This is a genomic window from Micromonospora sp. WMMA1976, from assembly GCF_027497335.1.
Classification (GTDB): Bacteria; Actinomycetota; Actinomycetes; order Mycobacteriales; family Micromonosporaceae; genus Micromonospora; species Micromonospora aurantiaca.
The window spans coordinates 5,717,918-5,744,231 of the sequence record NZ_CP114912.1; the positions used below are offsets into that span (position 1 = coordinate 5,717,918).

At 74.1% G+C, this 26,314-nt stretch carries 23 protein-coding genes and 1 riboswitch; of the genes, 12 read left to right on the forward strand and 11 right to left on the reverse strand.

All coding sequences use genetic code 11. From position 1 onward, the window contains the following. Positions 1 to 24: 24 nt before the first annotated feature. Positions 25 to 2,424 carry a S8 family serine peptidase gene (locus tag O7546_RS26380; RefSeq protein ID WP_281600139.1) on the forward strand — a complete coding sequence of 800 codons (2,400 nt, stop codon included), beginning with the start codon at positions 25 to 27 and terminating at the stop codon, positions 2,422 to 2,424. A 48-nt stretch (positions 2,425 to 2,472) separates the two neighbouring features. Here O7546_RS26380 and O7546_RS26385 read toward each other — a convergent pair whose 3' ends face one another. After that, a complete protein-coding gene (locus tag O7546_RS26385) occupies positions 2,473 to 2,991 on the reverse strand; it encodes a YfbM family protein (RefSeq protein WP_281601185.1) in 519 nt (172 codons plus the stop codon). A gap of 70 nt (positions 2,992 to 3,061) precedes the next feature. Here O7546_RS26385 and O7546_RS26390 point away from each other — a divergent pair, with 70 nt between their 5' ends. Further along, positions 3,062 to 3,988 carry a GNAT family N-acetyltransferase gene (locus tag O7546_RS26390; protein WP_194801856.1) on the forward strand — a complete coding sequence of 309 codons (927 nt, stop codon included), beginning with the start codon at positions 3,062 to 3,064 and terminating at the stop codon, positions 3,986 to 3,988. A 70-nt stretch (positions 3,989 to 4,058) separates the two neighbouring features. Next, entirely contained in the window at positions 4,059 to 4,301 is a 243-nt protein-coding gene (locus tag O7546_RS26395; RefSeq protein WP_194801857.1) for a hypothetical protein, read from the forward strand. 71 nt (positions 4,302 to 4,372) lie between these two features. On the opposite strand, the gene groL is transcribed toward O7546_RS26395, so the two are convergent. From groL to O7546_RS26410, 3 genes are all read right to left on the reverse strand, one after another. Further along, positions 4,373 to 5,995: a chaperonin GroEL gene (gene groL / locus O7546_RS26400; protein ID WP_018787968.1), complete on the reverse strand. Its 1,623-nt coding sequence runs from the start codon at positions 5,993 to 5,995 to the stop codon at positions 4,373 to 4,375. A 275-nt stretch (positions 5,996 to 6,270) separates the two neighbouring features. After that, entirely contained in the window at positions 6,271 to 7,560 is a 1,290-nt protein-coding gene (locus tag O7546_RS26405) for a hypothetical protein (RefSeq protein ID WP_281600140.1), read from the reverse strand. A 110-nt stretch (positions 7,561 to 7,670) separates the two neighbouring features. After that, on the reverse strand, positions 7,671 to 7,874 hold the full coding sequence (locus O7546_RS26410) for a cold-shock protein (RefSeq protein WP_013288855.1): 204 nt from the start codon (positions 7,872 to 7,874) through the stop codon (positions 7,671 to 7,673). Positions 7,875 to 8,093: 219 nt separating this feature from the next. On the opposite strand from O7546_RS26410, the gene O7546_RS26415 reads away from it, so the two are divergent. Further along, complete coding sequence (locus tag O7546_RS26415) at positions 8,094 to 8,609, forward strand: GNAT family N-acetyltransferase (RefSeq protein WP_194801859.1); 516 nt, start codon at positions 8,094 to 8,096, stop codon at positions 8,607 to 8,609. A 59-nt stretch (positions 8,610 to 8,668) separates the two neighbouring features. Here O7546_RS26415 and paaN read toward each other — a convergent pair whose 3' ends face one another. The 4 genes from paaN to O7546_RS26435 all read right to left on the reverse strand — a co-directional run bounded on the left by paaN (position 8,669) and on the right by O7546_RS26435 (position 14,213). After that, entirely contained in the window at positions 8,669 to 10,342 is a 1,674-nt protein-coding gene (gene paaN / locus O7546_RS26420; protein WP_194801860.1) for a phenylacetic acid degradation protein PaaN, read from the reverse strand. Between the two features lie 52 nt (positions 10,343 to 10,394). Next, positions 10,395 to 11,414 (reverse strand): GNAT family N-acetyltransferase, encoded by a 1,020-nt coding sequence (locus O7546_RS26425; protein ID WP_281600141.1) that lies wholly within the window; start codon positions 11,412 to 11,414, stop codon positions 10,395 to 10,397. A gap of 317 nt (positions 11,415 to 11,731) precedes the next feature. After that, positions 11,732 to 13,021, reverse strand: a complete 1,290-nt coding sequence (gene thrC, locus O7546_RS26430; protein WP_194801862.1) for a threonine synthase — start codon at positions 13,019 to 13,021, stop codon at positions 11,732 to 11,734. A gap of 12 nt (positions 13,022 to 13,033) precedes the next feature. Continuing rightward, positions 13,034 to 13,166: riboswitch (SAM riboswitch) on the reverse strand. 72 nt (positions 13,167 to 13,238) lie between these two features. After that, on the reverse strand, positions 13,239 to 14,213 hold the full coding sequence (locus O7546_RS26435; protein WP_194801863.1) for a DMT family transporter: 975 nt from the start codon (positions 14,211 to 14,213) through the stop codon (positions 13,239 to 13,241). 89 nt (positions 14,214 to 14,302) lie between these two features. On the opposite strand from O7546_RS26435, the gene O7546_RS26440 reads away from it, so the two are divergent. Together O7546_RS26440 and O7546_RS26445 are read left to right on the forward strand one after the other, a co-directional pair. Next, positions 14,303 to 14,611 carry a metalloregulator ArsR/SmtB family transcription factor gene (locus O7546_RS26440; protein ID WP_135242255.1) on the forward strand — a complete coding sequence of 103 codons (309 nt, stop codon included), beginning with the start codon at positions 14,303 to 14,305 and terminating at the stop codon, positions 14,609 to 14,611. Between the two features lie 7 nt (positions 14,612 to 14,618). Further along, positions 14,619 to 15,296, forward strand: coding sequence for a DUF4232 domain-containing protein (locus O7546_RS26445; RefSeq protein WP_194801864.1), 678 nt, complete (start codon positions 14,619 to 14,621; stop codon positions 15,294 to 15,296). A 54-nt stretch (positions 15,297 to 15,350) separates the two neighbouring features. On the opposite strand, the gene O7546_RS26450 is transcribed toward O7546_RS26445, so the two are convergent. The 3 genes from O7546_RS26450 to O7546_RS26460 form a co-directional block, all read right to left on the reverse strand. After that, the gene (locus O7546_RS26450; RefSeq protein ID WP_194801865.1) at positions 15,351 to 15,797 is read right to left on the reverse strand and encodes a DoxX family protein; all 447 of its coding nucleotides are present in this window, start codon (positions 15,795 to 15,797) and stop codon (positions 15,351 to 15,353) included. Between the two features lie 150 nt (positions 15,798 to 15,947). Beyond that, the gene (locus O7546_RS26455) at positions 15,948 to 16,865 is read right to left on the reverse strand and encodes an ABC transporter permease subunit (protein ID WP_194801866.1); all 918 of its coding nucleotides are present in this window, start codon (positions 16,863 to 16,865) and stop codon (positions 15,948 to 15,950) included. Then, positions 16,865 to 19,729, reverse strand: coding sequence for an alpha/beta fold hydrolase (locus tag O7546_RS26460; protein WP_281600142.1), 2,865 nt, complete (start codon positions 19,727 to 19,729; stop codon positions 16,865 to 16,867). Before O7546_RS26460 ends, O7546_RS26455 begins: the two co-directional genes overlap by 1 nt. Positions 19,730 to 20,101: 372 nt before the next feature. Between O7546_RS26460 and O7546_RS26465 the strand changes: the two genes are divergently transcribed. From O7546_RS26465 to O7546_RS26490, 6 genes are read left to right on the forward strand one after another with little or no spacing between them, the layout of a single operon-like run. Further along, positions 20,102 to 21,274 carry a hypothetical protein gene (locus O7546_RS26465; RefSeq protein WP_194801868.1) on the forward strand — a complete coding sequence of 391 codons (1,173 nt, stop codon included), beginning with the start codon at positions 20,102 to 20,104 and terminating at the stop codon, positions 21,272 to 21,274. Next, positions 21,261 to 24,122, forward strand: a complete 2,862-nt coding sequence (locus tag O7546_RS26470; RefSeq protein ID WP_281600143.1) for a nitrate- and nitrite sensing domain-containing protein — start codon at positions 21,261 to 21,263, stop codon at positions 24,120 to 24,122. Before O7546_RS26465 ends, O7546_RS26470 begins: the two co-directional genes overlap by 14 nt. Next, positions 24,119 to 24,583, forward strand: a complete 465-nt coding sequence (locus O7546_RS26475; protein WP_013288866.1) for a roadblock/LC7 domain-containing protein — start codon at positions 24,119 to 24,121, stop codon at positions 24,581 to 24,583. The genes O7546_RS26470 and O7546_RS26475 overlap by 4 nt, the downstream gene beginning before the upstream one ends. Beyond that, entirely contained in the window at positions 24,580 to 25,029 is a 450-nt protein-coding gene (locus O7546_RS26480; protein WP_018787957.1) for a DUF742 domain-containing protein, read from the forward strand. Before O7546_RS26475 ends, O7546_RS26480 begins: the two co-directional genes overlap by 4 nt. Then, the gene (locus O7546_RS26485) at positions 25,007 to 25,768 is read left to right on the forward strand and encodes an ATP/GTP-binding protein (RefSeq protein WP_013288868.1); all 762 of its coding nucleotides are present in this window, start codon (positions 25,007 to 25,009) and stop codon (positions 25,766 to 25,768) included. Before O7546_RS26480 ends, O7546_RS26485 begins: the two co-directional genes overlap by 23 nt. A 45-nt stretch (positions 25,769 to 25,813) precedes the next feature. After that, a complete protein-coding gene (locus O7546_RS26490) occupies positions 25,814 to 26,308 on the forward strand; it encodes a hypothetical protein (RefSeq protein ID WP_194801870.1) in 495 nt (164 codons plus the stop codon). Positions 26,309 to 26,314 lie beyond the last annotated feature (6 nt).

Consider the following 26,314-nt stretch of genomic DNA (forward strand, 5'->3'; position numbering starts at 1 on the left):
GCGACACGGCCCGGCCGTACCGTGATGACCATGCTGACCGGTCCGCCGCTCGCCCCCGTACCGCCGCCGCCACCGCGCGGGACCGGTCCGTGGCCGGTCGTCGCGGCGGTGGCGACCGGCGTGTGGATCGTGCTGGTCACCGTGCCGGGCCAGGTCACCGGCTGGCTGGTCGACCAGGTGGCGCTGGTGATCGGCGCGGACCGGCCGGTGGCGGCCTGGCCGGTGGTGGCGGTGGCCACGGTGCTGCTGGCGGGCGCCCCGGCGCTGGCGCTGGCGCTCGCGCCCCGCTCCCCCGCGCTGCGAGCGACCGGCCGGGCCTGGGCCGCCGCCGTGGTGGCGCTCGGCACGACCACGCTGCTGCGGGCGGTGCCGCCGGTGCACCACGAGGCGTACCTGGCCGCGCTCGCGGTGACCGCCGCGGTGCTCGCGCTCGTCGCCGTCCGTCTCGGCCGGGTCCGGCCACCGGTGGTGGTGGACGCGGCTCCGGAGGGCCGGTTCGGGCCGGTGTCGCTGCTGGCGATCGCGGCCGGGCTGGCCCTGCTGCTGCCGTGGGCCTGGGTCGGCGCGCTCGGCGGAGCGCTGGAGACGCTGCTGGCCGGCCTGGCCGCCGCCGCGCTGGGCGCGCTCGCCGGGGCGCTGCTCGGCGCCGGCTTCTGGGCCGCGTTCGGGCCCGGCCCGGTCCGGCTGGTGCTCGTCGGCGGCCTGGTCGCGGGTGTCGCGCTGACGCCGCTCGCGGCCGGCGCCGGGCAGACGGGCGTGCAACTGCCGGCGCTGCTCCTGCTGCCGCCGCTCGGGTTCGTGCTGGCCGCGCTGGAGGCGGCGGCCCGCCACGCGGGCCGTCCGGCCGGGCCCGCGCCGGTGCGCCGGCTGGTCGGGCTCGCCCTGCTGGGGCCGCTGGCGTTCACCGACCCGGAGGAGATCAGCCTCCTGCTCTCCGCCACCCGCGACATGCCGTTCTGGGTCGCGGTGGGCACCGGCGTGGCGTTCGCCGTCGCGGTCCTGCTCGCAGTCGGGTACGGCGTGCTGCTCGCCCGATCCCGCGCCCGCGCGCCCCGGCGCGGTCCGGCCGCGCTGGCCGCCGCCGCGCTGCTCGCCGCCGTCGCCGTGGTGTACGTGGTCCCCGGCCAGCCCGGCCTGTACGGCGAGCGACTGCTCGTGGTGCTGCGCGAGCAGGCCGACCTGACCGGCCTGCCGGCCGGGACGCCGGGCCGGGCCGGACGGGACGCCCGGGCGACCGAGGTCTACCGGCGGCTGGTGGCGACAGCCGACCGCACGCAGGGCGACCTGCGCCGCACGCTCACCCGGATGCGGCTGAACCCGACGCCGTACTACCTGGTGAACGCGATCGAGACGGACGGCGGCCCGGCCGTACGGGCCTGGTTGTCCAGCCGTCCCGAGGTGGCCCGCGTGCTGGTCAGCCAGCGGGTGCGCCCGCTGCCCGCGCTCGCCCCGGAGGCACGCGGCGACCAGCCGGCACCGGCCGGCCCGGCCTGGAACATCTCGCTGATCGGCGCGGACCGGGTCTGGTCCGAATTGGGGGTCACCGGTTCCGGTGTGGTGGTCGGCAGCTCCGACTCCGGGGTGGACGGCCGGCACCCGGCGCTCGCGGGCGGCTTCCGGGGCGGCGACGACTCCTGGTACGACCCGTGGGAGGGCCGCCGCGCCCCGGCCGACCGGGGTGGCCACGGCACCCACACGCTGGGCAGCGCGGTGGGCCGGGACGGGATCGGCGTCGCGCCCGGCGCGAGCTGGGTCGGCTGCGTCAACCTGGACCGCAACATGGGCAGCCCGGCCCGCTACCTCGACTGTCTCCAGTTCATGCTGGCCCCGTTCCCGCCGGGCGGGAACCCGCTGACCGACGGCCGTCCCTCCCGCGCCCCGGACGTGCTCACCAACTCGTGGGGCTGCCCGCCGGTCGAGGGATGCGACCCGGGGGCACTGCGACCGGCGACCGCCGCGCTGACCGCGGCCGGCATCCTGGTGGTGGCCGCTGCCGGTAACACCGGCCCGTCGTGCGGCTCGATCGCGGACCCGCCCGCGCCGTACCCGGACGTGCTGACCGTCGGGGCGGTGGACCGGCAGCGCCGCGTCACCGAGTTCTCCAGCCGGGGCCCGGCGCCGGACGGCCGGGCCAAGCCGGACCTGGTCGCCCCCGGTGCGGCTGTGCTCTCCGCGATGCCCGGCGGTGGGTACGCGACGCTGGACGGCACCTCGATGGCGACGCCGCAGATCGCCGGTGTGGTGGCGCTGATGTGGTCGGCGAACCCGGCGCTGCTCGGCAACCTGGAACGGACCCGGGCCATCCTGCGCGACACCGCGCAGCCGGTCGCGTCGCCTGCCGGCACCTGCGGCGGACCGCAGGACGTCTCCGGCGCCGGGCTGGTGGACGCGTACGCGGCGGTGCGCGCGGCCCGGGCCGGGTGAACGCCAGTCGTCACCGCCGTACCACCGGCCACCGCGACGCCCCGCCGGTCAGTCGAGCCAGCAGATGACCGCGTCGCCCGCCTTCGCCGCTGCGGCGAAGTAGTCCCGGGCGTACGGCAGGTGGTGGGCCACCCAGTCCAGCTCACCGTCGCGGTCCCAGATCAGCGGATAGATGTCCGCAGCGGTCAGCTCGGCCGGGTCGACGCCCCGCAACAGGTCCTCCTCGGTGATCCCGGCCAGCGCGGTCGCCGCCTCGGCCACCTGCTCCGGCGTCAGGTAGGCCGGCGGGCCGTAGCCCCAGTCGTACGGCTCGAGGAACTCCGCCCAGTCCATGCCCTCCGGCGGGGCGTCGGGCAGCGCGACGAGCAGCTCGCCGCCGGTGACCAGCGGCACCGTGACGCCGCGCCGCTCCAGCAGGAACTGCAGTGCCTGCCAGGCCTTGCCCGTGCCGGCGTGCCGCACGTCTTCGGCATCGGCCGCCGCCTGCGCGAACTCGTAGGCCCAGTCGTGGTCCGCTCTGGCCCGCGCCAACTCGTCGGGCCTCACCCGGATCCAATTCCCGTTCATGCTCACGGGCGCAGCCTAGAGACCGGGCCCGACACCCGTCGTCCGGCGGAGGGCGCTACCGTCGGCAGCCATGAACGTGGAGATCACCGATCTGCCGCCCGAGCCGTCGCCTGCGGTTGTCGACCTGTGCGGGCGCGCGCTCGACCTGTCCGAGGACGCGGCCGAGGCGCCGGGCATCGTGGACACTCTGACCCGGCGGGCGGCGGCGCACCGGCCGGTCGTGGTGCTCGGCGCGGTACGCGACGGCGCGCTGGTCGGCGTACTGATCGGGTCGCTGTCGGCGGCCGATCCGCGCCTCGGCCACGTCGACCTGGTCGCGGTCGCGCCTGCGGAACGCCGCCAGGGCGTCGGCGGGGCGCTGCTGACCGAGGCGGAGAGCCGGCTCGGCGCGCTCGGCGCGGCCGAGGTGCTGCTCGCCGGCAACCCGCCGCACTACGCCTGGCCCGGCATCGACGTGCGCTACACCCCGGCGGTCTGCGCCGCGCAGCGGCTGGGTTACCGGCAGGACCGTACCGCCTGGAACATGACCGCCGAGCTGGCCGACGGGTCGGCGGCGCTGCGTCCCACCGAGGCCGCCGAGCAGCGGCTGGCCGGGCGGGGCGTGACGGTACGCCGGGCCGGCCCCGACGACCTGCCGGCGCTCGCCGCGTTCGCCAGGTCCACGTTCGGCGGCACCTGGGACGGTGAGCTGGCCGGTTCGGTGGGGCGGCCGGACGCGGGTGTGCACCTGGCCGAGCGGGACGGCGAGATCCTCGGGTTCGCCGCCTACGGGTCGGCGCGGCCGAGCTGGTTCGGGCCGATGGGCACCGCACCGGCGGCGGAGGGCTCCGGGATCGGCGGCGTGCTGCTGCGCCGGTGCCTGCGTGACCAGGCGGCCGCCGGGATCACGGCGGCGCAGATCGGCTGGGTGGGGCCGGTGCCGTTCTACTCGAACGCGGCGGGTGCCCGGATCGAGCGGGTGTTCTTCCTGTACCGGAAAGCCGTCAAAGGGGCATAGACGTCAATAGCGCCATTCGGCCTCCTTCGCCATCGACCGGGCTCTACGGTCGGAGCAGAGGAGGCGGTGCATGACCACGAATGACGAACGGGCCGAGGACCCGGCGGCGGGCCGGCGCCCGTCCGACGAGCTTCCCGGCCAGCTTCCGTTCGACCGGCTCGACGTCGGTGACGCCGAGCAGCTCGCCGAGCTGACCGGCGGCGACGGGCCACCGGTGGAGGAGACACGGCAGCCGGTGGACGAGCCGAGGCGGTTGCCGCCGCCGTACGACAGGGCGCACAAGCGGCGCAACCAGCGCCCGCTGCCCACCTGAGCCGGGTACGCGGAAAGGGGGCGGACCGCTGACGCGGCCCGCCCCCTTCGGCGTACTGGATGGAGCTGGACTCAGAAGTCCATCTCCCCGCCACCCGGGCCGGCCGGGGCGGCCGGGGTCTTCTCCGGCTTGTCCGCGACGACGGCCTCGGTGGTTAGGAACAGCGCGGCGATCGAAGCGGCGTTCTGCAGCGCGGAACGCGTCACCTTGGCCGGGTCGATGATGCCCGCGGCCAGCAGGTCCACGTACTCGCCGGTCGCGGCGTTGAGGCCGTGGCCCGGGTCGAGGTTGCGGACGCGCTCGACGACGACGCCACCCTCCATGCCGGCGTTGACGGCGATCTGCCGCAGCGGGGCGTCCAGCGCGATCTTGACGATCTGCGCGCCGGTCGCCTCGTCGCCGGCCAGGTCCAGCTTGTCGAAGGCGGTCTTGCCGGCCTGCACCAGCGCGACGCCACCACCCGGGACGATGCCCTCCTCGACGGCGGCCTTCGCGTTGCGGACGGCGTCCTCGATGCGGTGCTTGCGCTCCTTCAGCTCGACCTCGGTGGCCGCGCCGACCTTGATCACCGCAACACCGCCGGCCAGCTTGGCCAGACGCTCCTGCAGCTTCTCCCGGTCGTAGTCGGAGTCGCTCTTGTCGATCTCGGCCCGGATCTGGTTCACCCGGCCCTGGATCTGCTCGGCGTCACCGGCACCGTCGACGATGGTGGTCTCGTCCTTGGTCACCACGACCTTGCGGGCGCGGCCCAGCATCTCGAGGCCGGTCGCGTCCAGCTTGAGGCCGACCTCCTCGCTGATGACCTGACCACCGGTGAGGATGGCGATGTCGGTCAGCATGGCCTTGCGGCGGTCACCGAAGCCCGGCGCCTTGACGGCGACCGACTTGAAGGTGCCACGGACCTTGTTGACCACCAGGGTGGCCAGGGCCTCGCCCTCCAGGTCCTCGGCGATGATCAGCAGCGGCTTGCCCGACTGCATGACCTTCTCCAGGATCGGGAGCAGGTCCTTCACCGACGAGATCTTGCTGTTGACGATCAGGATGTACGGGTCGTCGAAGACGGCCTCCATACGCTCCGGGTCGGTCATGAAGTAGGCGGAGATGTAGCCCTTGTCGAAGCGCATGCCCTCGGTGAGCTCGAGCTCCAGGCCGAAGGTGTTGCTCTCCTCGACGGTGATGACACCTTCCTTGCCCACCTTGTCCATCGCCTCGGCGATGATCTCGCCGACGCTGGGGTCGGCGGCGGAGATGGAGGCGGTGGAGGCGATCTGCTCCTTGGTCTCCACGTCCTTGGCGAGCTTGAGCAGCTCCTCCGAGACGTTGGCCACGGCCGCCTCGATGCCCCGCTTCAGGGCCATCGGGTTGGCGCCGGCGGCCACGTTGCGCAGACCCTCACGGACCAGGGCCTGGGCCAGGACGGTCGCCGTCGTCGTGCCGTCACCGGCGACGTCGTCGGTCTTCTTCGCGACCTCCTTGACCAGCTCGGCGCCGATCTTCTCGTACGGGTCCTCGAGCTCGATCTCCTTGGCGATGCTCACACCATCGTTGGTGATGGTGGGGGCACCCCACTTCTTCTCGAGCACGACGTTGCGGCCCTTGGGGCCGAGGGTCACCTTCACGGCGTCGGCGAGCTGGTTCATGCCCCGCTCGAGGCCGCGGCGCGCCTCTTCGTCGAACGCGATCATCTTGGCCATACGGCGTTGTCCTCCTGGACACTCACGGGCCACCCGGGATGCCCGGATGGGCCGTCTGGTGTACGCACCTTGGGGACGTCGCCACCTGGCGACGACGACGTCTCCTCGGTCGGGCCGGACAGCCCGCGACGACCGGCCTCGTACCGCTCCGGCACCCCTTCGGACACCGGTGCGACCGTGGCCCTACCGCCCCGACCTTCTGGCACTCACCGTACGCGAGTGCCAATGACTTGTTTAGCACTCTCCCTAGCCGAGTGCAAGCACGACAGCCCCGCTCAGCCGAGTTCCGCCGCCAGCCGAGCCGCGTTCACCGGGCCTTCGTGAGCCCGCTGTTCGGCGTACGTGACGACCAGCCCGACCTGCTGCGCCAGGTAGGCCGGGGCGGCGAGCAGGGCACCGAACACGGCGAGCACCACGGCCCCGATCGCGGTGCCGACGGCGTTCATCGGCGTGACGCCGAACGCCGCCCCACTGATCCCGCCCACCACGGCGTCGAGCACCGTCGCCGCGAAGAGCACCGCGATCACCAGCGCGACCCGGCCCAGCACCATGCCGAACCGGCTGTGGAACATCCGCCACGCGCGCCCGATCGGCTCCCGCCGCTCGAACAGGTAGACCGGGCCGAACAGGGCCAGCGCGAACGCGGCGTACAGGCCGGGCAGCAGGCAGAAGCAACTGCCGAGCACGACCAGGAGCGAGACGAGGAGCGTCCAGCCCCACAGGCCGAGAGCGCGGCGCAGCCCGTACCGGAAGGCGGCGCCGAGTTCGACCGGCTCGCCGGCCGCCTGGCGGGTGACCACCCAGGTGCCGGCGGCCCAGCCCATCGCCTGGAGCAGCCCGAAGACCAGCCCGGCGGACAGGAGCACGCCGTAGAAGGCGAACATCTGCCCCCAGAAGCCGGCCGGCAGCACCGGCGCGCCGTCCGGCGCTGTCGCCAGCTCGCCCTCGGGGCTGAAGACGAGCGTGAGGACGCTGATCACCGAAGCCGGGAGCACCTGGGTGAGCAGCACGATCGGCAGCAACTGCCGCCAGCCGCGCCGCAACGCGGCGGTGCAGCGGGCGAACCAGGGACCGATGCCCGCGTGCGGCGGGTTGACGAGCGGATCCTGCGGGTCGAGGCCGGGGAACCAGCCGGCGTACGCGCCGGGACCGGCCTGCATCGGGTACGCGGCACCGGGCACCGGGTACGCCGCGCCGGGCATGGGATGGCCCGGGTACGCGGGAGGGCCCCAGCCGGTGGGGGGCGTGCCGGGCGGCGCGTTCCAGCCGTGTGGCGGGGTGCCCGGGGCGTTCCAGTTCTGCGGCGTAGCGCCCGGCGCGGTCCAGCCGGGCGGGGTACCCCAGCCGGGTTGGCCGGCCGGGTTCGGGGCGCCGGGCTGCGGGCTGCCGTCCTCCGGAACGATCGGGGCGTGGCCGGTCTGACCGGCCCACGGGTCGGCGCCGGGCGGGCCGGAGGCGGGCGTCCCCGGCGGTCCCGGCGCGGCGGCCGGCGGTGGGGGCGCGGTCGGGTCGGCCGACGCTGGCGGCACCGGCTCGGTGGAACCCGACGGGGGCAGATCGGACATGGGCCCTCCTCAGCGACTACGGCTGGAACGGCTCATGATCTTCCATGGTGGCCGGCCGCGACGCAGCCCCCCGGTCCGGGGCCCGGTCACGGAGCACCGCCCGCCGCAGATCAGGCGATGACGCGGACCCGCTCGGCCTGCGGGCCCTTCTGCCCCTGCGCGATCTCGAACTCGACGCGCTGGCCGTCGTCGAGCGCCTTGTAGCCGTCCATCTCGATCGCGGAGAAGTGGACGAAGACGTCCTGCCCGCCGTCGACGGCGATGAAGCCGTAGCCCTTTTCGGCGTTGAACCACTTCACGGTGCCCTGTGCCACGGTGCACTTCCTCACTCTGCGCGGCGTTCCAAGACCCGGGGACCGGCGGACCGGCACCGGCGGCGCACCGGGCCCAGCGATCGGTAATGCTGAATTCGGTGACCGAAATCGCACGCTACACGAGGCGTGACGACGGCGCACGACCACAAATCGGGCATATTCCGGGCGTGGAACAGCCCGGTCGCACACGCGCGTCGGGTCGTCCGGTATGCATGCGGCATGACCAGCGTGCGCACCACGACCATCGTCCACCGGGTCCGGCCGACCGACGCCGCCCGGATGCGGGCGCTCCGGTTGGAGATGCTGGCCGACTCTCCGCTGGCGTTCCTGGAGACCGTGGCCGAGGCCGCCGCCCTGCCGCACACGGAGTTCGCGGCCCGGGTCGCGGCCGTCTCCCGGGGCGACCACAACGCGCAGTTCGTGGCCGATCCGGGTGGCCGTCTGGTCGGCCACGCCGGCGGCGTCGCGGCGCCGGACGAACCGGGCCTGACGCTCGTCTACGCGGTCTACGTGACCCCGGCGCTGCGGGGTACCGGCCTGCTGGCGGCGCTCGTCGACGAGGTGGCGGCCTGGTCGCGCGCCTGCGGGCGGCCCGAACTGATGATGGAGGTGGTGGTCGGCAACGACCGCGCCTATCGGGCCTATCAGAAGCTGGGCTTCGTGGACACCGGGGTACGGGTGCCGCACCCCCGGATCACCGGCCTGTACGAACTCCAGATGCGCCGCCCGGCCTGAGAACGCCGCCGGGCGCGTCGGTCGTCACCGCGACGACCGACGCACCCGAAGGCGGTGACTCAGGCGTGCCGGCGGCTCTGCACGATGCGGAACCGGTTTGCCACGTACGCGCCGTCGGTCAGCGCCGAGTTGGCCGCCGCGTTCGCGCCGGAGCCGTGGAAGTCGGAGAACGCGGCCGACTGGTTGACGAAAACCCCGCCGGTCAGGTTGCAGGACAGGTGCACCCCGGCGTCGACCGCCGCGGCCTCGGCCGCGTCCAGCACCGCCTCGTCGGTGGAGTAGACGCCCGCGGTCAGCGCGCCCTTCTCCCCCACCGTCTCGCGCAGGATGCGCAGGCTGTGCTCGGTCGAGTCGGTGGCGATGGCGAACGAGATCGGCCCGAACCACTCCCGCGAGTAGGTGGCGGTGTCGGACGCGTCGAGCTTCACCACGGTCGGCGTACGCACCACCGCGCCGGGGAACGACGGGTGCTCGACGGTGCGCGACTCCAGCACCGGCTCGCCGACCTTGGTGACCTCCTCCAGCCGCTCCAGCACGCCGTCGTTGACGATCGCGCCGGTCAGCTCGACGCCCCGGGCCGGGTCGGCGGTCAGCTTCGCGACCGCGCCGGCGATCCCGGCGGCCACCTCGTCGAAGCTCTTGTGCCCCTGGTCGGTGGAGATGCCGTCGCGCGGGATCAGCAGGTTCTGCGAGGTGGTGCACATCTGGCCGCTGTACAGGGTCAGCGTGAAGCCGAGGTTGCGGCAGAGCCCGGCGAAGTCGTCGGTGGAGTCGATCACCACCGTGTTCAGGCCGGCCTTCTCGGTGTAGACGGCGGCCTGCCGGGCGTTCGCCTCCAGCCAGTCGCCGTACTCGGTGGAGCCGGTGAAGTCGACGATCTTGACGGCCGGGTGCAGGGCCAGCGTGGTGGCGAGCTTCTCGCCGTCGGTCTCGGGGGCGAGCTGCACCAGGTTCGGGTCGAAGCCGGCCTCGGCGAGCACCTGGCGGGCGTACTTGACGGTGATCGCCAGCGGCAGCACCGCGCGCGGGTGCGGCTTCACCACCACCGGGTTGCCGGTGGCCAGCGAGGCGAACAGACCGGGGTACGAGTTCCAGGTCGGGAACGTGTTGCAGCCGATGACCAGCGCGACCCCGCGCGGCACCACGTGGAACGTCTTGGTCATCCGCAACGGGTCGCCCTTGCCTGCGGCCTTCTCCCAGCCGGCGGTCCCCGGGTGACGGGTCATCTCCGCGTACGCGTAGGCGATCGCCTCCAGCGCCCGGTCCAGCGCGTGCGCGCCACCGGCCTGGAACGCCATCACGAACGCCTGGCCGCTGGTGAACTGCACCGCGTTCGCCAGCTCGAACACGTTGCGGTGCAGCCGGTCCAGGATCTCCAGGCAGACACCGGCGCGGGCCTGCGGTCCGGCGTCGCGCCAGGCGGGCAGCGCCGCGCTCGCGGCGGACACCAGCTGGTCGGCGCCCGCGTGCGGGTAGCGCACGTCCAGCGCCACTCCGAACGGGCTGGCCTCGGTCGCCACTGTGGTGCCGTCACCGGCCTGGTCGAGCGGGAAGTCGCCGCCCAGGTACGCCTCGAAGGCGGCCCTGCCGTCGGCGGCGGCGGTCTCGCCGTACACCCGGGGGCTGGGCGACTCGGGGTAGGCCGACCAGTACCCGCGCTCCGCGATGGCGGTCAGCGCCCGGTCGAGGGTCTCGCGGTGCCTGTCGTACAGGGGGTGCGGGGTCTCCGTCATGCCCGCCATCATGCAACAGAAAGGCACCAGATCAGTAGGGGCGTGTCACAACTCAGATCGTCAACTGCCAGTCGACGGAACCGGCGGCTGGGCGGAACCCGAGCCGCTCGTTGATCGCGATCATGTGCCGGTTCGCCGCCGCGTTCCAGGTGTCGACGGCCCGCAACGCCGGTTCGTGCGCCAGCGCGTACGCCAGGTTCTCCGCCTTGCAGAGCAGGCCGAGCCGGTGGCCGCGGTGATCGGGGTCGACCAGGGTGATCTGCTGCCAGGCGTGGTCGGTGCTGCTCGCGTCAAGGCTGAGCTGGGTCCAGCCGACCAGGCGGCCGGTCGCCTCGTGCACCACGCCGGTGTTGTACCGGCGTACGCCCCGGGCATCAAGCGCCCGCTCCGCGTCCCGCACCCGCGCCGCGTCCATCCGCTCCGGCTCCCAGTCCAGCTCGCCCATCGGCGCGTCGAGCAGCAGCCGGCTCTCCAGGTAGGCGGCGTCCGCGACGTACTCGTCGGGCGCGTGCTCGCGCCACCGCACCAGCCGGTAGCCGGTGGCCGCGGCGCGGGCCTCGGCCAGCAGCGCGGCGAGCCGGTCACGGTCGAGCCCGGCCACGTCGAGCCGGCGGCGGACGTCGGCCAGTGCCGGCTCGGCGCCCAGGGCGGCGGCGAACGCGGCGCCGGGGAAGGCCTGGTCCTCCTCGCCGGGCAGCGCGGCGACCGTCGCACCGACCAGGCGTTTGCCGCCGCGCTCCCGCAGCAACCGGACGCCGTGCTCGTGCAGCATGCGCCCGATGCCACGCCGCCGGTACGCCGGGTCGACTGTCAGTTCGACGCTGGCGTTCTCGGTGTTCTCGATCGTGTGCAGGTGCAGCCGGAGCCAGCCGACCGGCAGCCCGTCCAGGCGGGCGACGAGCCAGCGTCCCTCGATGCCGGGCATCGGGTGCGACAGCAGCGCCTCGAAGCGGCGGCGGCAGGTCGGCGGAAGGTCCGGCTCGTCGACGGCCTGGGCGGCGCAGGCGATCCGGTACACCGCGTCGAGCGTCTGCCGGTCGGTGGGATCCAGCGGCGTCACGGTGAGCGTCATGCCACCGAGGGTGCGCCGGACACAGCGAAGGGGCCAGCGGTTTTCCGCCGGCCCCTTCGAACGTTGGTCGGGAGGGACGTCCGCACAACGCCTCCGGCGTTGGGTCGCAAGAACTTGAAAAGTCTCCGGCGGATGCCCTCCCGCACGAAGCATCTTGCGCCGTCCGGTTCCTGCCGTCAAGTCCTTGAGGGTGGTTTTCTGGCACTCACCGCACATCACCGGTTACCCACCGGTCTCACCCGATCCCCCACCCGGGCGAGCCCCACCTCCCCCACCCGGCCATCCCGGCACGGCCGGGGTGGCGGGAGAAGGGACCGTCAGGCGAGGAGGCCGGCGTCGCGGGCGGCGCGCAGGCTGGGCTTGATGCGGTGGGTGGGGCCGACCTGGGCGGCCACCGCGTCGAGCGTCTTCAGGCCCTCGCCGGTGTTGAAGACGACAGTCTCGGCGGACGGGTCGAGCCGGCCCGACTCGACCAGCTTGCGCAGCACGGCGACGGTCACGCCGCCCGCCGTCTCGGCGAACACCCCCGTCGTACGGGCGAGCAGCCGGATGCCGGCGCGGATCTCGTCGTCGTCGGCGTAGTCCATCCAGCCGCCGGTACGGCGCACCGCCTCCAGCGCGTACAGCCCGGCGGCCGGGTCGCCGATGTTCAGCGACTTGGCGATGCCGACCGGCTTGACCGGCGTGATCGTGTCGGTGTCGCCGTGCAGCGCGGTGGCGATCGGGTTGCAGCCGGCCGACTGCGCGCCGAACACCTTCCAGCCACCGGCCGGCGCCTCGACCAGCCCGATTTCTACCAGCTCGGTGAACGCCTTGTCGATCTTGGTGAGCAGCTCGCCACTGGCCATCGGGATGACCACCTGGGCCGGGATCCGCCAGCCGAGCTGCTCGGCCACCTCGTAGCCGAGCGTCTTGGAGCCCTCGGCGTAGTAGGGCCGCACGTTGACGTTGACGAACGCGGTGTCCTCGAACTCGTCGGTCTCCACCAGTTCGCCGCAGAGCCGGTTCACGTCGTCGTACGAGCCGTCGATGGCGACCAGGTCGCCGCCGTACACCGCGGTGGTGACGACCTTGCCCTGCTCCAGGTCACCGGGGATGAAGACGACCGACGGCACGCCGGCCCGGGCCGCGTGCGCGGCGACCGAGTTGGCGAGGTTGCCGGTGGAGGCGCAGGCGTAGCGGGTGAAGCCGAGCGCCTGGGCGGCGGTGAGCGCCACCGAGACGACCCGGTCCTTGAACGAGTGGGTGGGGTTCGCGCTGTCGTCCTTGACCCAGAGCGGCGCGGTGAGCCCCAGCTCGGCGGCGAGGTTCGGGGCGGCGACCAGCGGGGTCAGCCCCGGGTCGAGCGTGACCCGGGTGGCCGGGTCCTGACCGGCGGGCAGCAGTGCCGCGTACCGCCAGATGTTCGCCGGACCGGCCTCGATCTGCTCCCGGGTGACGGTGGCGAGCGCGGCGGTGTCGTAGTCGACCTCCAGCGGCCCGAAGCACTCGTAACAGGCGTGCTGGGCGGCCAGCGGGTAGCGCGCCGAACAGGCGCGGCAGACCAGGGCGCGGGCCGGGCTGAGGGTGGTGTCGATACCGGTGGCGACGGGAAGCGTCGACGTCATGTCGAGGAGTTCCTCTCATCTTTCCCCGCATCGCCGGGTGCGGCGGGGACGGAATTGGCACCTGCCCGCTGTCGCTCGTCGTCGAGCGTGCGGGTGGTTGCCGGGGCGTCGTCGGGCCGTATCCCTCAGCCCCTCTGGATGAGGTATTCAGTTGTGCCGCCGAGTCTATGCGCTGCTCACGGCCGCGCCACCTCGGGATCCCACGCTGTGGGCCGGCTCAGCGTCCGACCACCGCGACCGGGTCCACCACCGCGGGCCGGTCCACCACCGCGACCGGTGCCGGCACCGTCGCGGTCGCCGCTGCCGAGGGGGTACGGGTGACGAGGTTCGCGGCCACCAGGGCGGCGATGGTCAGCCCGGCGCCCACCAGCTCCACCGCGACCGGCCGGTATCCGCGCACGATCTGCACCGCGAACGTGGCCACCGGCACCAGGTTCATGAACAGCGCGGCATTCGCCGGGCCGAGCCGCCGCACGCCGGTGTTCCACGCCAGCACCGCGAGGACGGCGGCGACCAGCACCGCGTACGCGAGCTGCGGAGCGACGGCGACGAGGTCGGCGGTGGACGGCGCGTGCTGGAGCCCGGTGAGGTCGGCGACGGCGCTGGCGCCGATCATGGCGATCATGCCGGCGACGGCGGTCAGCGTGGTGTAGCGCAGCGCGGACCACTCGGGGAACCGGCTCGCGCCGTGGGTGTAGAACGCCCAGCCGAACACGGCACCGATCATGAGCAGACCGCCCCAGCCGAACTGGCCCAGCCCGTCGAGCCGGCCGCGGGTGATAACCAGGCCGACGCCGGCCAGGGCGACGAGCGAGATGCCGAGCAGTACCGGACGTGGGCGGACGCCGTCGCGCGCCCAGCGGACGAACTGGGTGACCAGCGGCACGGTGGCCGCGAACAGCGCGATCTGCTGCGGCGCGGCGTGGCCGAGGGCGAGATTCGTCAGCGTGTTGAACCCGGCGAAGCCGAGCGCGCCGAGGAGCACCACCTCGAGCCCGCGCCGCTGGGTGGACAGGGCGGCCACGCCCTCGCGGGCCAGCAGCAGGGCGAGCAGCACGGCGGTGGCGAGCACGTACCGGACGGTGGTCAGGTTGAGGGCGTCGACGCGGGTGAGCGCGCTGGCGAGCACGGGGAACATGACGCCCCAGCTGACCACGGCGAAGATCGGGAGGGTGGCGTGACGGGATCGCATCGCAGCTCCTATGTTCGAGTACCGTCGAACCAACGCCCCGACTCTAGGAACTTGTTCGACGATTGTCGAACATGGGTTATCGTTGTCACATGGAGCTGCACGAACCCGAGCTGCGCGAGGTGCCCGTCACCGCCGTCCTGGCGGCGCTGGCCGACGACGTCCGGCTGCAGATCGTGCGCGCGCTCGCGCCGGGCGGAGAACACGCCTGCGGCTCGTTCGAGTTCGGTGTCTCCAAGGCGACCCGAAGCCACCACCTCAAGGTGCTGCGGGAGGCCGGCCTGACCCGCACCCGGGTCGCCGGCACCACCCGCTACGTTCGGCTGCGCCGCGAGGAACTGGACCGCGTCTACCCGGGCCTGCTCGACGCGGTCATCGCCGAGCGCGACGGAGTGGCATGATCGCCGGATGCGGAGACCGGCGCGCCTGATCGGCGCCCTCACCGGCATGGCGCTGCTGACCGCCTGCGCCCCGGCGCAGGGGCCCGCCGACGGGCGGCTGCCCGACCCGCCCCTCACCGGTGTCGACCCGCTGACCACGGTGCCGCCGCGACCGGGCGCCCCCACGGCCGGGCCGGCACCCGCCGCCACCTGCTCCCCCGAGGGCATCGCGATCACCGAGCTGGGCGTGAGCGCCGCGATGGGGCTGCGGGCGATGGGCCTGGACCTGCTCAACTGCGGCGACCAGCCGTACGAGCTGCGTGGCTATCCGGCGGTCACGCTCCGGGACGCCGACGGCGACCCGATCGAGGTGCGGATCATCCCGGGTGCCAAGCCGATCACCTCCGGCTTCGACCACCCGCCCACCCGGATCGTGCTGGCCCCCGGCGAGCGGGCCGGCGCGGCGTTGATCTGGCGGAACCTGGTCACCGACCCGACAGTGGTGGCGACGGACGGCACCGAACTCGACGTCGCGCCGGTGGCCGGCCGGCCGGCGTACCCGGTCGCCCTGGACGGGCCGATCGACCTCGGCAACACCGGCCGGCTGGGCGTCAGCGCGTGGAAGCGCCGGGAGCCCGGCCCGGCCGGCACGCCCACGCCGGCCGCCCCAACGCCGCCCACGACGCCGCCGGTCAATCCGCTGTAGAACCAGAACCCGGCACGGGAGCGCCCCGACCGGGATCTGGTTCGGCGCGGACGCTCAGACCGGGACCGAGGCCGGCGCGGCGGCGCGCTCGGCCGGGACGGCGTTGCGGCGGGCCAGCAGCGCGTCGATCGCCCAGTTGCCCGGGCCGAGCACCGCGACCAGCAGGAACGACCAGCAGAAGAGCGCGGCCAGCTCGCCGCCGTTCTGCATCGGCATCAGGTGGTGCGGCTGGTGCACCACGAAGTACGCGTACGCCATCGAACCGGAGGCGAGCAGCGCGGCCGGCCGGGTGAACAGGCCGACGAGCACCAGCGCGCCGCACACGAGCTGGATCAGCGCCGCCCACCAGCCGGGCCAGGTGGCGAACGGGACAGCGCCGCCGGTGGCCGGATTGCCGCCGAAGACGCCGAATATCGAGGCGGCGCCGTGGCAGAGGAAGAGCAGGCCGGTGACGATGCGGAACAGGGACAGCGCGGGGGCCTTCAGCTGCGCCGGGATCATGGGAAACCTCCTGGTACGGGTGGCGGACGCCGTCCAGGATGGCGGGACTATTGATAGATGTTAATCGATATCTTTGCAGGCGGGACAATCTCATGGGAACGCTCCCATGATATGGGCCCGGCCGCCCCGCCGCGACCCCGTCCGGTCACCTCAGCTCGTGACGTCCTTGCGGGTGAAGCGCCAGAAGGCCAGACCCCAGAACAGCGTGGCGTAGACGACCGCCGAGAACGCGCCCTTGACCACGTCGTCGGTCTGCATCGGCGTGGACAGCAACCCCAGCCAGGCGCTGCTGTAGTGGGTCGGCAGCAGGTTGCGCAGCCCGCCCAGCGCGGTGATCTGGTCCAGGATGCTGGAGAGGATCCACAGCAGCACCGCCCCGCCGACCGCACCCAGCGCGGCGTCCGTGGTCACCGACAGCAGGAACGCCAGCCCGGCGACCACCAGCAGCACGACCGCGAGATAACCGAGTACGCCGAGCAACCGCAGCAACCCGTCTGCAGGCGCCAGCTCGGCCGAGACCTGGCTGCTCAGCGGCTTCCAGCCGTACCGGAGCGTGCCGGCGAGCAGCGCGGTGCCGGCCAGCAACAGCAGGGCCAGCCCCGAGTACGCGAGCGCCACCACCAGCTTCACCGCGAGCAGCCGGGCCCGGGGCACCGGCACCGCCAGCAGGTAGCGCAGGCTGCCCCAGCTCGCCTCGCTCGCCACCGTGTCGCCGCAGAACAGCGCCACCACCACGACCAGCAGGAACGACGCGGACACCAGGATCGAGAACAGGGTGAAGTTGAGCCCGCCCGAGGTGGCCAGGTCGGCCAGGCTGGAGAACTCGCCCCGCCCGCCGCCGTCGTCGTCCCCGGCGTCGAACTGGAACGCCACCAGGATGATCAGCGGCAGCAGCACCATGAACCCCAGCGCGAGCTGGGTACGCCGGCGCGACGCCTGCCGCCGAAACTCCGCGGCGAACGGGAGCGTGGCCGAGGGCCGGTAACCGGCCGCCGCCCCGCCCGCGCCCGGCGCCGCCGTACCGGACGTGCCGCCACCAGGCGACGATGCCACAGACGAACCCGCCATCACCGGTCCCCGCTTCCCCGAGAGTTCTCGCCCACCAGGGCGAGGAACGCGTCCTCCAGGCGGCGCCGGGGCACCACCCGGTCCACCCCGATGCCGGCGCGGACCAGTTCGGCCACCACCTCGCTGCGGGCGGTGCCGTTGGTGTCGACCACCAGACCGCCCTCGGTGTCGGGCAGCACCCGTACGCCGTCGAGCCGGTCGAGCACCGTCCGGGCCGCGTCCGGGTCGCTCACCTCGAACAGCACGCTCGGCGACTCGCCGACGATGTCCTCCACCGGGCCGGACGCCACGATCCGCCCCTTGTTCACCACCACCGCGTGCGTGCAGGTCTGCTCCACCTCGGCCAGCAGGTGGCTGGAGACCAGCACCGCCCGGCCGTCGGTGGCGTAGCGCTGGAGCACCCGGCGCATCTCGGCGATCTGCGGCGGGTCCAGCCCGTCCGTCGGCTCGTCCAGCACCAGCAGCTCGGGCAGGCCGAGCATGGCCTGGGCGATGGCCAGCCGCTGCCGCATGCCGTGGCTGTACTTCTTCGTCCGCCGGTGCACCGAGTCGCCCAGGCCGGCGATCTCCAGCGCCTCGTCGAAGTGCGCGTCCTCCCACGGGCGGCCGGTGGCCCGCCAGTACGCCTTGAGGTTGTCCAGGCCGGACAGGTGCGGCAGGAAGCCCGGCCCCTCGACCAGCGCGCCGATCCGGGACAGCACCGGCGAGCCCGGCACCAGCCGGTGCCCGAAGACGTAGATCTCCCCGGCCGTGGGCTGGGTCAGCCCCATCAGCACCCGCAGCGTGGTGGTCTTGCCCGCCCCGTTGGGTCCGAGCAGGCCGACCACCTGACCGGGGTGCACCTCGAAGTCGACGTCGGAGACCGCGACGAAGCCGTCCGCGTACTCCTTGCGCAGGTTGCGCACGGCGAGCGGGACGCCCGCGTACTCCGGGTGCACGGAGTCGTCCTGGCGGCGGTGCCGGCGGCGGGTGAGCAGCACGACCACGACGAGCCCGGCCACGATCGCGGCGAGCAGGCCGGCCAGCGCCCAGCGCCAGATCGTCGCGGTGGTGGGGATCGGTGTGGAGTCGACTGTGGGCAGCGTCAGCGACCCGTCGGCGAGCGCCACCGTGTGCACGGCCGGTTCGGCCGGCGAGGCGTACGCCTGGTCCGACGTCGCCACCACGAGCCGCAACCGGTGCCCGGCCTCGACCCGCCGGACGATCCCCGGCAGCGTCACGGTGACCGGCGTGGCCGCGTCGACGGTGGCCGGCAGGCCGGTCAGGCGCACCGGCGCGACCAGGCCGGACGGCAGCGTGGCGGCGCCCTGCGGGTCGACGTCGTAGAGCTTCACGAACAGCACCGCCTCGCCGGTCGGTGAGGCGGCCCTGATCCGCACCGTGGGCGCGCCCACCACGTCGACCGGCTCGTCCAGCGGCGCCGACTCGAAGCGGGCGTGCTGGCCGGGGATGTCACCGGCGACGCCGTCCAGCAGCGAGCCGAGCGCACCAGCGAACGGCACCGAGGAGATCGCCGCCGGGTTGCCGTTCGGCGGTACGGCGACCGGCTGCGGCGGCCCGGCGAGCGTCACCTCGCGCCGGTCCTGGCCGGCCAGTCCCGGATAGTCGGCGGTACGGAAACCGGTGGCGACCAGGCCCCGGTCGAGCGCGTCGAAGCCGGCGATCCGGGAGAACGTGAACGTGCCGCCGGGGGCAGCTCCGTCACCCTTGACGTAGTGGTCGAGCCACTGCGCGGTCAGGAACTTCACCCGGTCGGAGTCGGAGGTGGGCCCGGAGCCGCCGTCGTGGCCGCCGGTGAACCAGGCGACCCGCACCGGCGTGCCCGCGGCGGCGATGCCCCGGGCGTTGGCGTCCGCCTCGGCCAGCGGGAACAGCGTGTCCGCCTCACCCTGCACCAGCAGCGTCGGCGACTTGATCCGGTCCAGCACGCCGGCCGGCGACGACCGGCGCAACAGCTCGACCGCCGCCGCGTCGGCCCGGCCGGTGGTGGCGATGCGCAGGTACGCGGCGCAGACGTCGGCGGCGAAGCGGCCGCAGGACGGGTCGGCGGCGCCGGCCGGCGCGCGACCGGAACCGGTGCCCGGCCCGGCGCCCGGCTGCGGGCTCGGCGGGCCGGCCGACTCGGGCGCGCCCTCCGGCGCGGCGGCGGTGGCCCCGGAGAGCCCCGCCGGGCCGGAGCCGGCGTTCCCGCCCCCGCCGAAGAAGATGCCCGCCCAGCCCTTCTTGAACACGCCGTCGGTGGGCTGCCGGCCGCTGCTCTCCGGCAGGAAGGCGCGGGACAGGTCGTTCCAGGTGATCATCGGGACGATCGCGTCGATCCGCTGGTCCTGCGCGGCCAGCAGCAGGGCCAGGCCGCCGCCGTACGAGCCGCCCACCACACCGACCCGGGGGTCGCCGGCCGCGTCGAGGCGGATGTCCGGGCGCTCGGCGAGCCGGTCGAGCAGGCGCTGCGCGTCCCGCACCTCGTAGTCGGGGTTGTCCAGGTGGATCTGGCCGCCGCTGCGCCCGAAGCCGCGGGCGGTCCAGGTGAGCACCGCGTACCCGCGGGTGACCAGGTCCTCGGCGTCCGAGCGGACCGAGTCCTTGGTGCCGCCGAAGCCGTGCGCCAGCAGCACCGCCGGTACCCGCTTCGACGACGAGGCATCGGCCGGCAGGTAGAGCGTGGTGTCCAGGTCGACGGGCTCGTCACCGGAGGGCCCGGAGCGTACGGTCACCAGCGCCGCCTCGGTCCGGAAGTCGTCACCCCGCGGCCGGGCCGTCCAGACCAGCGCGGCGGCGACGAGGACGACCACCGCCACCGCGGCGACGATGCGGCGCGGATGGCCGGCCAGGGCGCGCCGGAGCCGCGCGGCGGTTGATCTCATGCGGCACACGGTACGGGCCGGCGGCTGAGCATTCGCTGAGATCCGCCGTACGTCTGTCCGGTTGCGCCGATCGTCGCGTAGCGTCCGTCATCCGCCAAAGGTCCAGAGCATCCCAGCGGGACGTATTCGGATCACGTGAATTCACATCTACAGGCGCAAACCATCGTCGATGTCATTTCTCGGCAACTCGATCACACGCTACGTACCTTTCGCCCTGACACAGGGTCACCCAAAATGGACTGACGTGAAGCCGACTCATCGGCCGAGGTCTCACGCGCGTCCGGTTCGGCTACTTTTCCGGTCCGGTGCACGGGACTGCGTACGGCGACCTCCCGGGGCACCGATCGCCCCGCCGTCGCCGGAGGAGAACACATGACAGTCCCCGCGTCGCGGGTCCGTCGGCGGCCCGCCGTACCGGGCCGTACGCTCACCCTGGTTCTGGTGCTGGCGCTGCTGGCCCCGCTCGGGCTGATCTTCATCCAGGCCGAGCGCGACTTCGCCGACGACCACGACCTGGTGAGCCGGGAGCGGCTCGGCGTCCGCTACCTGCGCGCCCTCGGGCCGGTCACCGACACGCTGGTGGAGGCCCAGGCCATCGCCGTCGCCGAGGGGGCGGTCTCCCGGGCCTCGCTCGCCGCCGCCATCGAGGGCGTCGCGGAGGTGGACAACGCCGTCGGTGACGAGCTGCGCACCCACGAACGCTGGGCCGGGCTGCGGGCCAAGCTGGAGGCGCTGCCGGACCGCGGCATCGGTGACCCCGAGGCGGCGTACCGGGCCTACGGCGAGGCGTCCGACCTGCTGCTGGCCCTCTACCGCAAGGTGCGGGAGAGCTCCGGGCTGATCCGCGACCCCCGCTCCGACTCGTTCTTCCTCCAGGACGGCATCGGCGGGGACCTGCCCACCGCGACGGTGCTGGCCGGGCGGCTCGTCGACCTGGCCCGGCTGTCCGCCAAGCGCCCCGCCGCCGAGCGCGCGCGGGTGGGCGCCGAGCTGGCCGAGCTGCGGGTCGCCGCGCTCGGTCCGGCCACCGACCTGGTCACCGACCTGCGCTCGGCGGTGGACAGCTCGGAGAGCACCGACCTGGGCGCCAACGTGCTCACCCCGCTGGACACCTACCAGCGGTCCCTGGAGACGTTCGCCGTCTACTCGGCGCCCGGCGCCGGCCGGTCCGCGCCGGGCACCGACCAGCTCACAAAAGCCGGGATCAGCGCGCAGAACGCCGCCAAGCAGCTCCGTACGGTCATCCTCGACCAGCTCGACGCACTGCTGCGGGAGCGGCTCGACACCCTGGAGCGGGACCGGCTGCTGGGCCGGATCGCCGCCGGAGCGGCGGTGCTGCTGATCGCCGGCATCGTCGCGCTGCACGTGGCCGCGCTGCGCCGGGACCGCTCCCGGGCCACCCCGTCCCGCCGGGAACCGGCCGGGGCCGCCCCGGCGGCCCACCCCGCCCCGCCGCCCGCCGTGCCCGAGGACGACCGCCAGCCGGTCGCCGTGGGACACGGTGGCGACGCCGACCGGTGGAGGCCGTTCGATGCTGCTCGGTAGGTTACGCATCCGGGGCAAGCTCGCCCTGCTGGTGATCATTCCGCTGCTCAGCATGGTCGGCCTGGCCGTACCGGTCGTCATCGACCGGGTGACCGCCGCCCGGCAGGCCGCCGACACCGCCGAGACCGTCCGCGTCGCCAGCCGGGTCGGCAGCCTGGTCCAGGACCTCCAGCAGGAACGCCTGCTCTCGATCGGCCTGCTGCTGCGGCGGGTGAGCCGCACCGAGCTGATCCAGAAGTCGGCCACAGTCGACGACCGGGTCGCCGACCTGCGCGCCGAGCCGCTCCCCGCGGCCGTCCGCGAGAGCCTCGACGGGGTACGCCGGCTGGAGGACGTCCGCAACGCCACGCTCGCCGGCCGGGCCACGCCGCAGCAGATCCTGACCGTGTTCGGCGAGGTCGACACCGCCCTGATCGACGCGTTGCGGCTGCCCTTCCGGGTGGACACCGACACCGCCGCCGGGCGGCAGGTGCTCGCCCTCGACGCGCTGCTGCGCGTCGACGAGGCCCTCAGCTCGTGCACCACCCAGATCGTGCTGGTCAAGGCCACAGGCGATCCGCAGGTCGCCCGGGCGTTCGTGGCCTGCATGGCGGCGCTCAACGTCGACAACCGGCGGTTCCGCAAGCTGATCACGCCCGAGCAGCTCAAGGTGGCCCAACTGGACGACGCCGCGGTGGCCGCCCGCACCAGCCCGACGTTCCTGGTGGACAGCCTCCGCGACCCGGAGGGCGCGATCGCGCCGGTGCCGCTGGACGTGCTGTTCCCCTCGGCCCGGTCGATGATCACGCTGGGCCAGTTCGTGGAGAAGAAGGTCGTCGCGGACGTCATCGCGGAGACCCGCGCCCGGGAACGGGAGGCGCTGACCGCGGCCTGGCTGGTCAGCCTCGCGGCGGCGGCGATCCTGCTCGTCGTGGTGCTGCTGAGCATGACCGTTGCGCGGACGGTGGCCCGGCCGCTGAGCCGGCTCACCCGCTCCGCCGAACGGGTCGCCCGGGTCACCGAGGCCGAACTGACCCGCGTCGCCGACGACGAGTCCGAGACGGTCCCCCCGGTACGCCTCGACCCGGTGGAGGTAAGCGCCCGGGACGAGATCGGCGACCTGGCCCGCGCGTTCGACCGGGTGCAGCACACCGCCGCCCGGCTGGTCGAGCGGCAGGTCGCCGGCCGGCGCAACGTGGCGCAGATGTTCGGCCACGTCGGCCGCCGTACGCAGAACCTGGTCGGCCGCCAGATCGCGCTCATCGACCGGCTGGAACGGCAGGAGACCGACCCCGGCCGTCTGGAGCACCTGTACCGGCTCGACCACATCTCCAGCCGGTTGCGCCGCAACGCGAGCAGCCTGGTGGTGCTCTCCGGCGCCACCGGCTCGGACGGCCACGTGGCCCCGGTGCCGCTGGCCGACGTGGTCCGGCTCGCGCTCGGTGAGATCGAGGACTACACCCGCGTGGACGTGGAGGTCCCGCCCGGCGTGGCGGCGGCCCCCGCCATCGCCGGTGACCTGGTGCTGACGCTCGCCGAGCTGATGGAGAACGCCACCTCGTTCTCGCCGCCGCACACCCGCGTGGTGGTGACCGGCGAGCTGACCGACGGCGGAGCCCGGCTGGTCGTGGTCGACCACGGCATCGGCCTGACCGGGGACCGGATGGCCGAGGAGAACGCCCGGTTCACCCGGCGGGAACGCCTCGACCTCGCCCCGACCGAGGTGCTCGGCCTGTTCGTGGTCGGCCGGCTGGCCCGCCGGCACGGCTGGAGCGTCCAGCTGAGCCACACCCCCGGTGGCGGCGTCACCGCGGCCCTGGAAATCCCGGGCGCCTCGCTCGTGATCCGCCGTCCCGAACCGGTCGGCGTCAGCGCCGGCCGGGCCGCCGTACCCGGCGCCCGCGAGCCGGAGCCAGCGGCCGTCGAGGCGCCGGCCGGCTTCGACGCCGAACTGCTGAGCCGGGCCACCCGCAGCATGTCCAGCGGCGACCCGTGGAACGCGTTCGGCCACCAGGCCGAGGGCGTGGAGCCGGCCGAGGACCAGGGCCCGCCCACCGGCGGTCCGCCGCCGGTCTGGCCGCCGTCGGCCGTACCACCGGCGCGTCCCGGGCATCTCTCCCCACCGACACCGGTCGCCGGCCCGGCCCCGGCCGCTCCCCCGGCCGCCGGGCCGGCGACCGGCCCGACAGTGACGCCGCCGGTCACCCACCCGGTTCTGGCGCCGTCCGCCGGGCCGGCGCTCGCGCCACCGCCCGCCGGGCCGGCCGTCGCGCCGCAGCACGGTCCGGGCCTCGCGCCGCAGCACCGTCCGGCGCTCGCGCCACCGCACGGTCCCGGGATCGCGCCACCGCACCGCCCGGGGCTCGCGCCGCCACCGGGTGGCGCGCGCCCGCCGGCGCCGGCCGGGTCACCCCCGGCCGTGCCGGCGCCGACCGGGCCCAACCCGGTCGGCCCGCCCGCCGGCCGCCCCGGTACCCGGTCGCCGATCCGGCAGCGGGTGCCCGGCGCGAACCTGCCGGCCGCCCCGCCCGCCGGACCGGCCGCACCGGCCACCGGCGGTCCGCTGATCGGCGTCCCGGCGGATCCGTCGAGCGTCCGGGCCCTGGTCGAGGCGTTCCAGGACGGGGTACGGCGGGCCGAGGGCGCGGTCGATCCCACGCCCCCGGCGACGGAACGGCCCCGGCTCAGCCGCCGGGTGCCCGGCGCGAACCTGTCCGTCTCCCCGGCACAGTCCGCGCCTCCCACCAGTTCCGACCCCGGCGATCCCGTCGAGGTCCGCAACCGGATCAGCGAATTCGAGGCGGGCGTCGCCCGTGCTCTGCGCGAAGTCAGTACCGACCGCCGCTACGAAGAGGACCCATCACGGTGACCAGCCCCTTCCTCCACGAGAACGTCGAACAGAGCACCACCGGCGACCTCAGTCCCGAGGCACGCACCTTCAACTGGCTGCTCGACTCGTTCACCTCCAGCACCGCCGGGGTGATGGAGGCGATCGCGGTCTCCTCGGACGGGCTGCTGATGGCCATGTCCGCGATCAAGGACAGGTCCAACGCGGAACGGCTCGCCGCCGTGGTGTCCGGCATGACCAGCCTCGCCGGGGGCGCCGCGAGCTGGTACGCGCTCGGCGCGCTCAACCGGGTGATCGTCGACATGGCCGAGGGATACCTGCTGATCAGCGCGATCAGCAGCGGCTCGGTCCTCGGCGTCGTCGCCGACCGCACTGCCAACCTGGGCACCGTGGCGTACGAGATGACGCTGTTCGCCGGACGCGCCGGCGGCGCTCTGAGTCCGCGTCTGATCGCCGAGCTGAAGAACGCCGTACAGCAATGATCCCAGGGGCCGCCGGCGCGGACCCGGAGCCGGAGCCCGGCGTCCGGATCCGCCCCTTCCTGAACGCGTCCGCTCCGGTGCCGGAGCCGGACGCGGGCGACGGGGAGCCGACCGGCCCACGCCCCTTCGTGCTGACCTCCGGACGGGTGGACGGTGACCCGGCGATCGGCCTGGAGACCCAGGTCACCGCTCGTCCGGGCAGCACCTCGTGGGCGGTGACCGCCCGGTTGGCCCCGGAGCTGGCGGCGATCGTCGCGATCTGCGCCGAGCCCGTCTCAGTGGCCGAGATCTCCGCCCGGACCCGGATGCACTTCGGGGTGACCCGGGTGCTGGTCGGCGACCTCCGGGCCGCCGGCCATCTCGACGTGCACGTCGCGGACGTCGACGACGCCCTCGATCCCGACATCATCCTGCGAGTGATTGATGGACTTCGTGCGATCTCCTGAATGGCCGGCGGCCGCCACGGGCGGGCCGGCCGCGAACAGCGCCCCGAGCCGCTACGGCGGCCCGGCGCCGCTGATCGGCCGGGCCACGCCGCCCCCGCCCACGCCGCCGCTGCCGTACCTGCCGCCGGGTGTGCCGCCGGCCGAACCGGCCCCGATCGTCAGCCGGGTGCCGGCGCCCCGGCCGCCGATCCCGGTCAAGATCCTCATCGCCGGTGGCTTCGGGGTCGGCAAGACCACCACAGTCGGCGCGATCTCCGAGATCGCACCGCTGACCACCGAGGCGGAGATGACCACCGCCGGCATCGGCATCGACGACCCGGGCGGGGTCGCCGGCAAGACCACCACCACAGTGGCCATGGACTTCGGCTGCGTGACCATCGACCGCAGCCTGAAGCTCTACCTCTTCGGTACGCCCGGACAGGCGCGCTTCGGGTTCATGTGGGACGACCTGGCCCGGGGCGCACTCGGCGCGCTCGTGGTGGTGGACAGCGCCCGGCTCGACGACTGCTACCCGGCGATCGACTTCTTCGAGCGGTCCGGGCTGCCGTTCGCGGTGGGCGTCAACGCCTTCGACGGCCGGCTGGCCCTGGACCTGCCGTCGATCCGCTGGGCGCTGGCGATCGGTGAGCACGTGCCGCTGGTGCAGTTCGACGCCCGGGACCGCCTCTCGGTGCGGGACGCCCTGCTCGTCGTCCTGGACCGCGCGCTGGACCGGGCCACCCGATCCCGGGCAGGCTGAACCGGCAGTCGTTTCGATCCGTTGTCTGGCGAAGGGGTGGACGCCATGAGAGGTGATCTGGACGAGACACTGGCCCGGATGGCGCGGCGCGAGGAAGCGCTGCGCCGCCGGGCGCCGACGCCCGGCGAGGCGGCCGGGACGCCCGAGCGGGACGTACCCGCGGAGGCGGCGGACGAGCCCGGCGACGGGCGGGCGGGGCACGGCGCGTACCGGCTGCGCGGCGGTGAGGCGCCGCCGCGGCGTGACCCGGTCGAGGAGGTCGCCGAGGCGGTCCGCCGGGTGGTGGCCGAGCACCCCGGGCTGGCCGTGACGCTGCGGGTGGAACTGGGCGAGCAGGCGTACCCGCTGCGGGTCTCCTGGTCCGGCACGGCGGTGACGGTGGGGCCGACCACGCCGCCCGCGCCACCGCCGGCGTGGCCCATGTCGGTGAAGACGGTGCCGGCGCCCGGCCACGACCCGCTGGAGTCCGACCCGGCGGCCCGGCTGGCCGAGATGATCCGCCGCGACCCCTCGCTGCTGGACGATCCGGGCCCGCGCTGACCGGCA

Bases quoted from the DNA above. Each gene is read 5' to 3' on its own strand.
- O7546_RS26425 (WP_281600141.1), bottom strand. From the start codon at position 11,414: ATGACGCTCACCGTGACGCCGCTGGATCCCACCGACCGGCAGACGCTC.
- paaN (WP_194801860.1), bottom strand. From the start codon at position 10,342: ATGACGGAGACCCCGCACCCCCTGTACGACAGGCACCGCGAGACCCTC.
- O7546_RS26405 (WP_281600140.1), bottom strand. From the start codon at position 7,560: ATGTCCGATCTGCCCCCGTCGGGTTCCACCGAGCCGGTGCCGCCAGCG.
- O7546_RS26490 (WP_194801870.1), top strand. From the start codon at position 25,814: ATGAGAGGTGATCTGGACGAGACACTGGCCCGGATGGCGCGGCGCGAG.
- O7546_RS26460 (WP_281600142.1), bottom strand. From the start codon at position 19,729: ATGAGATCAACCGCCGCGCGGCTCCGGCGCGCCCTGGCCGGCCATCCG.
- O7546_RS26440 (WP_135242255.1), top strand. From the start codon at position 14,303: ATGGAGCTGCACGAACCCGAGCTGCGCGAGGTGCCCGTCACCGCCGTC.
- O7546_RS26470 (WP_281600143.1), top strand. From the start codon at position 21,261: ATGCTGCTCGGTAGGTTACGCATCCGGGGCAAGCTCGCCCTGCTGGTG.
- O7546_RS26445 (WP_194801864.1), top strand. From the start codon at position 14,619: ATGCGGAGACCGGCGCGCCTGATCGGCGCCCTCACCGGCATGGCGCTG.
- O7546_RS26385 (WP_281601185.1), bottom strand. From the start codon at position 2,991: ATGAACGGGAATTGGATCCGGGTGAGGCCCGACGAGTTGGCGCGGGCC.
- O7546_RS26395 (WP_194801857.1), top strand. From the start codon at position 4,059: ATGACCACGAATGACGAACGGGCCGAGGACCCGGCGGCGGGCCGGCGC.
- O7546_RS26485 (WP_013288868.1), top strand. From the start codon at position 25,007: ATGGACTTCGTGCGATCTCCTGAATGGCCGGCGGCCGCCACGGGCGGG.
- O7546_RS26390 (WP_194801856.1), top strand. From the start codon at position 3,062: ATGAACGTGGAGATCACCGATCTGCCGCCCGAGCCGTCGCCTGCGGTT.
- O7546_RS26480 (WP_018787957.1), top strand. From the start codon at position 24,580: ATGATCCCAGGGGCCGCCGGCGCGGACCCGGAGCCGGAGCCCGGCGTC.
- O7546_RS26415 (WP_194801859.1), top strand. From the start codon at position 8,094: ATGACCAGCGTGCGCACCACGACCATCGTCCACCGGGTCCGGCCGACC.
- groL (WP_018787968.1), bottom strand. From the start codon at position 5,995: ATGGCCAAGATGATCGCGTTCGACGAAGAGGCGCGCCGCGGCCTCGAG.
- O7546_RS26380 (WP_281600139.1), top strand. From the start codon at position 25: ATGACCATGCTGACCGGTCCGCCGCTCGCCCCCGTACCGCCGCCGCCA.
- O7546_RS26435 (WP_194801863.1), bottom strand. From the start codon at position 14,213: ATGCGATCCCGTCACGCCACCCTCCCGATCTTCGCCGTGGTCAGCTGG.
- O7546_RS26450 (WP_194801865.1), bottom strand. From the start codon at position 15,797: ATGATCCCGGCGCAGCTGAAGGCCCCCGCGCTGTCCCTGTTCCGCATC.
- O7546_RS26455 (WP_194801866.1), bottom strand. From the start codon at position 16,865: ATGGCGGGTTCGTCTGTGGCATCGTCGCCTGGTGGCGGCACGTCCGGT.
- O7546_RS26465 (WP_194801868.1), top strand. From the start codon at position 20,102: ATGACAGTCCCCGCGTCGCGGGTCCGTCGGCGGCCCGCCGTACCGGGC.
- thrC (WP_194801862.1), bottom strand. From the start codon at position 13,021: ATGACGTCGACGCTTCCCGTCGCCACCGGTATCGACACCACCCTCAGC.